This is a genomic window from Streptomyces capoamus (genome assembly GCF_014654935.1).
Lineage (GTDB): Bacteria > Actinomycetota > Actinomycetes > Streptomycetales > Streptomycetaceae > Streptomyces > Streptomyces capoamus.
Genome location: NZ_BNBF01000017.1, coordinates 1 through 10,027, shown reverse-complemented (window position 1 = coordinate 10,027; position 10,027 = coordinate 1). Strand labels below are relative to the sequence as shown.

Sequence of the window (10,027 nt, the reverse complement as noted above, 5' to 3'; positions counted from 1 at the left end):
GGCCCGCCCGGAGGTCCCGGTGCCGGCCGCGGAGACGCCCCAGCCCTGCTCGGGGGCGACCCGGCTCATCAGGTCGCGGACGTAGGCGCGCGACCGCGCGTCGAGCCCGCCGGAGCCCGCACGCACCGTGCCCTGGGTGCCGAACACCGCCCGCAGCAGCCGTATCTGGTCGCTCGCGGTGGTCCGCGTCAGGCCCCACTTGCCGCCCGGGCCGCCCGTCGTGGACGTCAGTCCCAGGCGCTCGTTCGCCGCCGCCAGCCCGGGTGCCCGGCCGATCCGCCGCCACAGGGCGTCGGCCGCCGCGTTGTCGCTGCGCCGGATCATCGGCTCGGCGCGCCCCCTCTCCCAGGAGGTGAGCTGCCGTCCCGCGTCCTGCGCCCGCAGCAGCAGCGCCGCGAGGATGTCGACCTTGACGATGCTGGCGGTGTCGTACGCCCGGTCCTCGCCGTGCAGCACGGGGGTGCCGCCGGCGCCGTCCAGGTCGAGCACGGCCGCCGTGGCGTGCGCCGGCGGCTGCCCGGACGGGGCGGTGGCGGCGGCGGCCGGGACCGGGTGCAGGAGGCCGGCGCAGACCAGGGCCGCCGTCGAGGCCGCCAGGGCCCCGGCCATGGTCCGCGCGGTGCGCGAAGGGAGGGAGGACATGGGTCACGAACGTAGCCAGCGCGCGCGCCCGGCGACGTGGCACCCGTCACCTTCACCCCCGATTCGCCCCGGATTGTGAGAAGTGCCACCGATGCGGCGCATCGGGGGACCGGCTCGTGGACGGGGCGGCGTGTACGCGCGACCGGGCGGCCCCCCTCGCTTATCGTCGCCCGGACACCGACATCCGGAGTGACCATGAACAAAGCGGATGAACCGGTTGGTGTGGCGGCCGTCCCCCTCGGTCGGGCCGTGCGCCGTGTCCGGCCCCGGACGCTCGGCGCCGCCCTCGCGCTCACGGCCGCCACGGCCGCCGCCACGGCCGTGCTCCTGCCGGCCGCCGCCCCGTGGCTGCACCACCCGGCCGTCCAGGCCTGGCGCACCGTCTGCCTGGCCATCACCGTCCAGGCGCTCCCGTTCCTGCTCCTCGGCACCGCCCTGTCCGGCGCCATCAACGCGTTCGTGCCGGCCGACCTGTTCACCCGGGTGCTGCCCGAGCGGGCGGTCCTCGCCGTACCGGTCGCCGGGGTGGCCGGCGCCGTCCTGCCGGGCTGCGAGTGCGCCTCCGTCCCGGTCGCCGGCAGCCTGATCCGCCGGGGCGTCACCCCGGCCGCGGCCTTCGCCTTCCTGCTCTCCGCGCCGGCGATCAACCCCGTGGTGCTCACGGCCACCGCCGTCGCCTTCCCCGGCGACCCCGCGATGGTCGTCGCCCGGCTGCTCGCCTCTCTCGCCACGGCGGCCGTGATGGGCTGGCTGTGGCTCTGGCTCGGCAAAGAGGAGTGGCTGCGCCCCCTGCTGCGCCCCGGGCACACCGGCCACCGGCACGGCCACAGCCGCTGGACCGAGTTCCGGCTCGGCTTCCAGCACGACTTCCTGCACGCCGGCGGCTTCCTCGTGCTCGGCGCCATGGCCGCCGCCACCTTCAACGTCACCGTGCCCCGCTCCGTCCTGGACGCCTTCACCGGCTCGGCCTGGCTCTCGGTGCTCTTCCTGGCCGCCCTGGCCGTGCTGCTCGCCGTCTGCTCGGAGGCGGACGCGTTCGTCGCGGCCTCCCTCACCGGCTTCTCACCGACCGCCCGGCTCGCCTTCCTGGTCGTCGGCCCCATGGTCGACCTGAAACTGATCGCCCTCCAGGCGGGCACCTTCGGCCGCGCCTTCGCCTGGCGGTTCTCCGCGGCGACCACCGTCGTGGCGATCGCCGCGAGCGTCCTGACCGGAGGCGCGCTGCTGTGAGACGCCCCGTCCAGACCCTCCTCCTGGCACTGACCGGTGCCGGCCTGCTGCACGCGGCCCTGTTCACCGACCTCTACCTGCGCTACGTCAAGGCCGGACTGCGCCCGCCGCTCATCGCGTCCGGGGCCGTCCTGCTGCTGCTCGCCCTGGCGCAAGCGGCCGTCCGGCACCGGCTCTCCGGGGACCCCGGTCACGAGCACGGCCACGACCACACCGGCACCCCGCGCGTCGCCTGGTTGCTGTTCCTGCCCGCGCTCAGCCTGCTGCTGTACGCCCCGCCCGCGCTCGGCGCCTACACCGCGGCCCGCGCGAGCAGCAAGCCCGTCGCCGCGCAGAAGAAGGGGTTCGCCCCGCTGCCCGCGGCGTCGCCGCTGCCGCTGACCCTCACCGACTTCACCAGGCGGGTGCAGCAGGACCGCAGCCGGGCCGTCGGGAGCCGCACCGTCCGGCTGACCGGGTTCGTCACCCCGGCCGGTGAGGACGGCGGCTGGTACCTGACCCGCATCATCTTCACCTGCTGCGCGGCGGACTCGCAGACGGTCAAGGTCCGCATGTACGGCACCGAGGCGCCGCCCGCCGACACCTGGCTCGCGGTGACCGGCACCTGGCACCCGCACGGCACCCTCGGCACCGGGACCGCCCAGGCGGCGCTCGACGTCCGGGAGGCCACCCCCGTCGCCCAGCCGGTCAACGCCTACACCGACGACCTGCCGCTCACGCCCTCCTAGCACCGGCCACCCTTCCCGCCCGGTGCCGGGAAGAAGCCCCCGCTCCCGGCGGACGACGGGCGCGCGGAGGTGCAGGATGGTGTCATGACCCCCGCTCGGTACACCGGGTCCGGCACACCGCGGGGGCCGTCCCGGTCGCGGACCGCCCGTGCGCGAGAGGAGGCGGTGACGATGACACGGACACCTCCCACGACGGTCACCCCGGTGCGGCTGTGGCGGTGGCGGCGCAACCCGCTCAAGCGGCACAGCGACGTCGTCGAGGCCTGGATCGTCCTCGCCGGCTGGCTGCTGGCCCTGCTCGCCGGGGTCCTCGCGGGCGTGGTGGCGGGCCGGACCTCCGAGTCGTCGTTCGCGGCACGGCTGTCCCAGGTGCACCCCGTGTCCGCCGTCCTCGCCGACGACGCGGCGCGCACCCCGGCCGCCGGCAGCGGATACGACGACGGGCGGGTGTGGGCCGCGGTGCGCTGGACGGACGCGAACGGCTCGGCGCACACCGACCGGGCGAAGGTGTTCCCGGGCGCCCCCGCCGGGACCCGGATCACCGTGTGGACCAACCGGGCGGACCGGGTCGTGCCCGCCCCCGTCACCGGGGCGTCGGCCGACCTGCAGTCGGCGCTCACCGGCGCACTCGTCGCCCCGGCGGTCGGGGCGCTGGTCTGGGGCGCCGGCCGGCTGGTCCGCGGCCGGCTCATCCGGCGGCGCATGGCCGAGTGGGACGAGGAGTGGAAGCAGATCGGACCCCGGTGGGGGAACCTCAGCGGCGGCAGGGGCTGAGCACCGGCGCGGTGCGCCCCCTGGACCGCTGAGCACCGGCGCGGTGCGCTTCCTGGACCTACCGCGGAGGTTGTACACCGGCCCGGCGCTACCGCGGCCGGTGGAGCCAGAAGTCAACTCCCGGGATGGCGACGGGCCCGATCCCGGCACGTACCTTCTGTGGCGTGCCGTGAGGCACTCGTCGAACCAGGGGGAAACACATGCGAACGAACATCCTCACCAGGACCCTGCTCGCCGCCACCACGACCGCGGCGCTGGCCGCGGGCAGCCTGGCAGCGGCGGGCACCAGCGTCGCCGCACCCGCCGCACCCGCGGCAGCGCGGCCGGCGGCGGCCGGCGAGGCCGTCACCCCGCAGGCGGTGAACAACCTCGGCCTGAGCGCCGCCCAGGCGAAGAAGGTGCAGCGCTGGCTGAAGACGTACTGGAAGTACCGGGGCTCCGTCGACGGCAAGCTCGGCACCGAGAGCTGGAAGGCGTTCCAGCGCTGCCTGAAGAAGTACTGGGGCTACACCGGCCCGATCGACGGCGTCGTCGGCAAGGGCACGGTCAAGGCGCTCCAGCGGCTGCTGAAGGACGGCTACGGCTACCGCGGCCGCATCGACGGCATCGCCGGCTCCGGCACCAAGGCCGCGTTCAAGCGGTTCGCCGACGCCCACTGAGGCACGCCACCGCCGGTCCGTCCGGATCCCCTCCGCCCCACTGCCGGGCAGAGGCTCCGGGCGGACCGCCCGGCACGGGGGCAGCACGCGGGGAACGAACCGCCTGCGGAGGGCGTGGGAGCGCCCGGCCGGGTTACCCGGCCGGTATGGCGAAGCTGCACGTACCCCGGCGGCACCCCCGGCAGGCCGCCGACGAGGCCCCGGCACCGCGGATCCCGGCGCCGGACGAGGCCGGCCCCGCCCCGGAGGTCGAGTGGCGGGCACCGCGGACCCCCGCGAAGCTGCCCCGCCGCGCGTGGGCCGCGGCCTTCAGGGGCGCCCTGCGCGAGTTCGCGGACGACGAGCTGACCGACCGGGCCGCGGCACTCACCTACTACGCCGTGCTGTCCCTGTTCCCCGCCCTGCTGGTGCTGGTCTCCCTGCTGGCCGTCGGCGGCAGATCGCTCACCGACCGCGTCCTGGCCGACCTGAACGGCCTCGCGCCCGGCCCCGCCCGGGACATCCTCACCCGGGCCGTGCAGCAGCTGCGCGACGGCGCCGGGGCCGGCTCGGTCGTGGCCCTGGCCGGCATCGTGCTCGCCGTGTGGTCGGCCTCCGGCTACGTGGCCGCGTTCATCCGTGCCGCCAACGCCGTCTACGACATGCCCGAGGGCCGCCCGGTGTGGAAGATCCTCCCGGTGCGCGTCGGCGTGACCGTCCTGCTGATGGTCCTCACCGCGGCCGGCGCGCTCATCGTGGTCTTCACCGGTACCCTGGCCCGCCGTGCCGGGCAGGCGCTGGGCGTCGGCGACACGGCGCTGACCGTCTGGGCGATCGCCAAGTGGCCGGTGCTGGTCCTGCTCGTCACCGTGATGATCGCCATCCTCTACTGGGCCGCCCCGAACGCGAGGGTCAAGGGCTTCGCCTGGATCACCCCCGGCAGCTTCCTCGCCCTGCTGATCTGGTTGGCCGCCTCCGCCGGCTTCGCGTTCTACGTCGCGAACTTCGGCTCGTACAACAAGACGTACGGCACCATGGCCGGCGTCATCGTCTTCCTGGTGTGGCTGTGGATCACCAACCTGGCCATCCTGCTGGGCCTGGAGTTCGACGCGGAGACCATGCGGCAGCGGGCCATCGCCGGTGGCCATCCGCCCCGGGCCGAGCCCTACACCCAGCCCCGCGACACCCGGAAGTGGAGCGAGGAGGACGTACGCCGCCTGGACGAGTCCTGACGGCGACGCCCCCCTCCCGCGTCACGCCGCGTACCCGCCGTCCACCGAGAACTCCGCGCCCGTCACGTACGCCGCCCGGGGGCCCGCGAGGAACGCCACCATGGACGCCACCTCGTCGGCCGTGCCGTAGCGGCCCAGCGCCGTCATGGCGGCCTGGCCCGACGCGTACGGACCGTCCGCGGGGTTCATGTCGGTGTCGGTCGGACCCGGGTGCACGACGTTCGCCGTGATGCCCCGCCCGGCCAGTTCGCGCGCCAGCGCCTTGGTCAGCCCGACCATGGCCGACTTGCTCATCGCGTACAGCGTGGCCCCGGGGCCCGGCACCCGCGCCGCGACGCAGCTGCCGATCGTGATGATCCGCCCGCCGGCCCCCATCAGTCCGGCCGCCGTCCGGGCGGCCAGGAACACCCCGCGCACGTTCACCGCCAGCAGCCGGTCGACGTCCGTCAGGGACAGGCTCTCCAGCGGCCCCAGCACGCCCACGGCCGCGTTGCCCACCAGCACGTCCAGCCCGCCCAGTTCCTCCGCCGCGCGCCGTACCGCGCCCGCCGCCTCCGCCGCGTCCCCGGAGTCGGCCCGCAGGGCCACCGCCCGCCGCCCCAGCGCCTCGATGTCCCGTACCACGTCGTCGGCCGCGTCCTTGCCGTGCACATAGGTCAGGGCCACGTCCGCGCCCTCCCGTGCCAGCCGCCGTGCCGTCGCCGCGCCGATGCCCCGGCTGCCGCCGGTGACCAGTACCGTCCTGCCCCGCAGATCCATGTGTGTCGTCATGGCTCCATCCCAGCCGACGGCCCCGGCGGGTACCGGCGGGGAACGGACATCGACCTCCGGGCCGCGGCGGACCGGTACGCGGTCAGCGCCGCGGGACACCGCCCGGGGTGATCAGGCCGGTCTCGTAGGCGAGGATCGTGGCCTGGACCCGGTCGCGCAGGCCCAGTTTGGACAGCAGGGCGTTCACATGGCTTTTCACCGTGCCCGTGGTGACGCCGAGTTCGGCGCCGATCTCCGCGTTGGTCAGTCCACAGGCGATCTTCAGCAGGACCTCCCGCTCCCGCTGGGTGAGCCGGTCCAGGGGCCCGCCGGACGGGGGCGGGGGCGGGGCCGCCCGGGCGAAGGTGTCGATGAGCCGGCGGGTCACGGCGGGCGCCAGGATGCCGTCGCCGGCGGCGACCACCCGGATCGCGGACAGCAGCTGCTCCGGTTCGGCGTCCTTCAGCAGGAACCCGGACGCCCCCGCGCGCAGCGCCTCGTACACGTACTCGTCCAGGTCGAACGTGGTGAGCACCAGCACCCGCGGACCGCCGTCCGACGCGGTGATCAGCCGGGTCGCGGTGAGCCCGTCCATGCCCGGCATCCGGATGTCCATCAGGACGACGTCGGCCTCCCCGGCGGCGGCGAGCGACACCGCCGTCGCCCCGTCACCGGCCTCGGCCACCACGGTCAGACCGGGTTCGGCGTCCACGATGGCGGCGAACCCCGCCCGGACCACGGCCTGGTCGTCGACGACGATCACGCGTACGGCTACGGGGACACCTCCTGGACCGGGGCCGGAACGGCTCCGGCCGGCAACACCACCCGTAGCGTACCGGCCGGTTCGCACACGATCCGCCCCTCGCCCGCGGCGGCCTGCACCCGCAGGCGTTCGGCGACCGGGCCCGCCACGGCGAGCCGTACCCCCGTCACCGTGATCCGCAGGGTGCCGCGCCACCGGCGCAGGCTCACCCGCGCCGGACCCGGGTCGCCCGCGCCGAGCGCCGCCTCGACGATCCGGTACACCGAGACCTGCACCGACGGCGGCAGGTCCCGGCCGGCCTCCGGCAGGCCGCGCAGCCGTACGTCACGGCCGCCGCGGCGCAGCGCACGGCACAGCACCTCCAGATCGCCGACGGCCGGCGACGGAGCGAGCCGGGCGCCGGTCTCGCCGCCGTCGCCCAGACCGTGCAGCATCTCCCGCATCGCGGCCAGCGCCGCCCTGGCCGTGCCGGCCCCCTCCGCCAGGTCCCCGCGCCGGGCCGCGCCGACGAGCGCCCGCGTGTGTTCCAGCACGGCGTCGCGCAACGTGGCCGCCAGCCGACGCCGTTCGGCCTCGGCGGCCCGGTCCGCCTGCCACATCGAGCTGGCGAACGCGAACTCGTCGAACGCCAGCGCGCGCAGCCGGCGGCGCCGTACGACCAGGCCGGCGCCCCACACGGCGGTGAACACCGGAGCCAGCAGGACGGACAGCAGGAAGGCCAGCAGCACGGCACCGCCCGCGCTCGTCGGCTCACCCCCCACCGACCGGTCGGCCCAGGACGCCACCGTCATGGCACCGGCCGTGCCGAGCGCCGCCGCGACCGGCGCCGGCCAGGTGCGCCCGGGCCCCCGCCCGTACGCGGCGACCGCGTACACGGCCAGTGTCTCCACGAGCGCCCCGGCCGGGAGGAACTGGGCCGTGGAGGACGGCAGATGCCACGCCGCGACGGCCGCCGGTCCCGCCCAGGCCGTCGCGAGCACGGCGAGGAGGACGGGCCACGGAGCACGCCGGCGCCACAGCAGGGGCACCGCGTGCAGCACCAGCAGCCCGCAGACGACCAGCAGCGCCGGCAGCGTGGCGCGCCGGGCGGCGGCCGACCAGTCCTCGGTGAGCGCCAGGACGAAGGACAGCGGCAGGATCATCGCCACGGACACGAGCGCCGGATCGGCCAGCCGCTGCTCGCGCAGGACGTCACGCCGCCGGCCGGGCCCGTCCGGCCGCCGCGGTTCGGCGCCGTCGGGCAGCGTCGCGGACACCCGCCAGCCGCCCTCCGGGGTGGGCCCGGCGGTCAGCTCGCCGCCGGCCGCCGCCGCCCGCTCCCGCATCCCGGCCACGCCGCGTCCCCCGCCCAGCCGGCCGGTGCCCTGCGGCGCGGTGCGCGGCGGCGCGTTCTCCACGGTCAGCCTGAGCAGGCCCGCCGCCCGCGTGACCTGGACCCGTGCGGCGGCGCCGGGCGCGTGGCGCAGCGCGTTGGTGAGCGCCTCGCGGACGATGCCGTGGATCGCCTCGGCCGACGGCCCGGCCAGGTCGCCGGGAACCCGCGCCGTGACCGGGCGGCCCAGCCGGCCGAAGCCCGCGACCAGTTCCTCGATCCGGCCGCTCATCGGCCGGTGGTCCGGGCTGTCGGTGTCCCGCAGCAGCCCGACCAGCCGTTGCAGCGCGGTGAGCGTCTCGGCGCCGGTGCGCTCCGCGAACGCCAGTGCCTCGGCGGCGAGGTCCGGCCTGCCGTCCTGGAGCCGGCGCGCGGCGTCGACGGTCACCACGACCGAGGTGAGGTGGTGGGCGCTCACATCGTGCAGTTCGCGGGCCAGCCGCCGGCGCTCCTGGTCGGCCGCCAGCCGGCGGGCGTGCTCCGCGCCGGCCAGCCGCCGGGCCGCGGTGAGCCGGCCGGCGAGCCACTGGCGCCGGGCCTCGCCGAGCCCCGCGCACAGCAGGTAGCCGCCGAGCGCGAGCGCCGTCTCGGCGACCAGCGCGGGCCCGCGGTGCTCCTGCACGGCGGCCAGCACCCACTCGACGCCCACCGCGGCGGCCACGGCCCGTAGCGTCACCGGCACCGGACAGCGCACGGCGACCGAGTACAGGGCGACCAGCGGACCGAGGCCGAGGTAGCCGTCCGGCCAGGCCGGACCGCCCACGGCCAGGGCGCCCAGCGTGCAGGCCAGCGCCCGCACCGGGGCGGTCCGGCGCCGGCTCGCCCCGATCGTCTCCAGCACCACCGCGGCCGCCACGCACAGCAGGGCCGGGCCGCCGGGCGTGCCGAACGGACCGGACCACAGCAGGGCGACCTGCCCGGCCGCCAGCAGCAGCGGCAGGCACCAGTTGCGCATCGTCTCCATGTCGTCGACGAGCGTAGAGGCCGCTCGCGTGCCGGGCACCCGACCTGAGGGGGAGGAGCCTCTCCCACCTGGGGTAGAGACGAGGGCAGGCCACCACCCTCGGGCAGGGCGTCCGTTCCTGCCCCGGGCCGATGGCACCACGCGGTGGGTCCGGCAGGCTGACGGCATGACACAGCCGCAGCTCGCCGAGCAACTGCCGTACCACCGACTGGCCCGACTCTCACCGCGCTACCGGTGGTGGCGCCCCCTGCTGGGGACGCTGGTGGTGGCCGTGACCTATATGGTCGCCCTGGTCCTGCTGATGCTCGCCTGTGAGGTGCTGGGGTCGTCCCTGGGGTACCGGGACGACGCCGACGGCTGGCCGGAGTTCGGCCCGGTCTCGGGCACCGCCGTGGACCTGCTCTCGATCGCGGTGGCGATACCCGTCCTGGCGCTGACCGTGCGCTGGACCGGCAGGCGCCGGGCCGGCACCGTCTCCTCCGTGACCGGCCGGCTCAGATGGCGCTGGCTGCTGCGGTGCGTGCTGACCGCGGTGCCGATCCTCGCCCTGAGCATGGGCGCCGTGCTCCTGCTGCCCGCGGACGGCGGGACGGAGAGCCCGTGGGTGGGCTGGGCGGCCTTCGGCAGGGCCCTCGCCGTGCTGGCGGTGCTCGTGCCGGTGCAGGCCGCCGCCGAGGAGTACGTGTTCCGCGGCTGGCTCACGCAGACGGCCGGGGCGTACCTGCGTTCCCCGTGGGCCGCCCTGTTGCCGCAGGCCGTCCTGTTCGCCGCCGCCCACGGCTGGGGCACCCCGTGGGGCTTCGCCGACCTGGTCGTGTTCGGTGCGGCCGCGGGCTGGCTGACCTGGCGGACGGGCGGACTGGAGGCGTCCATCGCCCTGCACACGGTCAACAACCTCCTCTCCTTCGGCGCCTCGGCCGCCGTGGTGGGCGGG

10 protein-coding genes are annotated in these 10,027 nt (G+C 76.2%); 6 read left to right on the top strand and 4 right to left on the bottom strand.

What is annotated here, in order from left to right:
* The coding region (locus IE312_RS24575) for a serine hydrolase family protein (RefSeq protein WP_229900395.1) at positions 1–642 on the bottom strand (642 nt) is incomplete at its 3' end.
* 195 nt (positions 643–837) lie between these two features.
* On the opposite strand from IE312_RS24575, the gene IE312_RS24570 reads away from it, so the two are divergent.
* The 5 genes from IE312_RS24570 to IE312_RS24550 all read left to right on the top strand — a co-directional run bounded on the left by IE312_RS24570 (position 838) and on the right by IE312_RS24550 (position 5,244).
* A complete protein-coding gene (locus IE312_RS24570; RefSeq protein WP_229900394.1) occupies positions 838–1,872 on the top strand; it encodes a permease in 1,035 nt (344 codons plus the stop codon).
* Positions 1,869–2,600, top strand: coding sequence for a TIGR03943 family putative permease subunit (locus IE312_RS24565; RefSeq protein ID WP_189984503.1), 732 nt, complete (start codon positions 1,869–1,871; stop codon positions 2,598–2,600). The genes IE312_RS24570 and IE312_RS24565 overlap by 4 nt, the downstream gene beginning before the upstream one ends.
* A gap of 171 nt (positions 2,601–2,771) precedes the next feature.
* Positions 2,772–3,374, top strand: coding sequence for an Rv1733c family protein (locus IE312_RS24560; protein WP_189984502.1), 603 nt, complete (start codon positions 2,772–2,774; stop codon positions 3,372–3,374).
* A 200-nt stretch (positions 3,375–3,574) separates the two neighbouring features.
* Positions 3,575–4,033: a peptidoglycan-binding domain-containing protein gene (locus IE312_RS24555; protein ID WP_189984501.1), complete on the top strand. Its 459-nt coding sequence runs from the start codon at positions 3,575–3,577 to the stop codon at positions 4,031–4,033.
* 146 nt (positions 4,034–4,179) lie between these two features.
* Positions 4,180–5,244: a YihY/virulence factor BrkB family protein gene (locus IE312_RS24550; protein WP_189984500.1), complete on the top strand. Its 1,065-nt coding sequence runs from the start codon at positions 4,180–4,182 to the stop codon at positions 5,242–5,244.
* 21 nt (positions 5,245–5,265) lie between these two features.
* Here the strand turns inward: IE312_RS24550 and IE312_RS24545 are convergent, their stop codons facing one another.
* The 3 genes from IE312_RS24545 to IE312_RS24535 all read right to left on the bottom strand — a co-directional run bounded on the left by IE312_RS24545 (position 5,266) and on the right by IE312_RS24535 (position 9,093).
* Positions 5,266–6,015: a 3-oxoacyl-ACP reductase family protein gene (locus tag IE312_RS24545; RefSeq protein ID WP_189984499.1), complete on the bottom strand. Its 750-nt coding sequence runs from the start codon at positions 6,013–6,015 to the stop codon at positions 5,266–5,268.
* Between the two features lie 82 nt (positions 6,016–6,097).
* Positions 6,098–6,757: a response regulator gene (locus tag IE312_RS24540; protein WP_189984498.1), complete on the bottom strand. Its 660-nt coding sequence runs from the start codon at positions 6,755–6,757 to the stop codon at positions 6,098–6,100.
* Between the two features lie 8 nt (positions 6,758–6,765).
* Positions 6,766–9,093 (bottom strand): histidine kinase, encoded by a 2,328-nt coding sequence (locus IE312_RS24535; protein WP_189984497.1) that lies wholly within the window; start codon positions 9,091–9,093, stop codon positions 6,766–6,768.
* A gap of 166 nt (positions 9,094–9,259) precedes the next feature.
* On the opposite strand from IE312_RS24535, the gene IE312_RS24530 reads away from it, so the two are divergent.
* Positions 9,260–10,027 (top strand): CPBP family intramembrane glutamic endopeptidase (locus tag IE312_RS24530; RefSeq protein WP_189984496.1); only part of this gene is annotated, 768 nt, incomplete at its 3' end.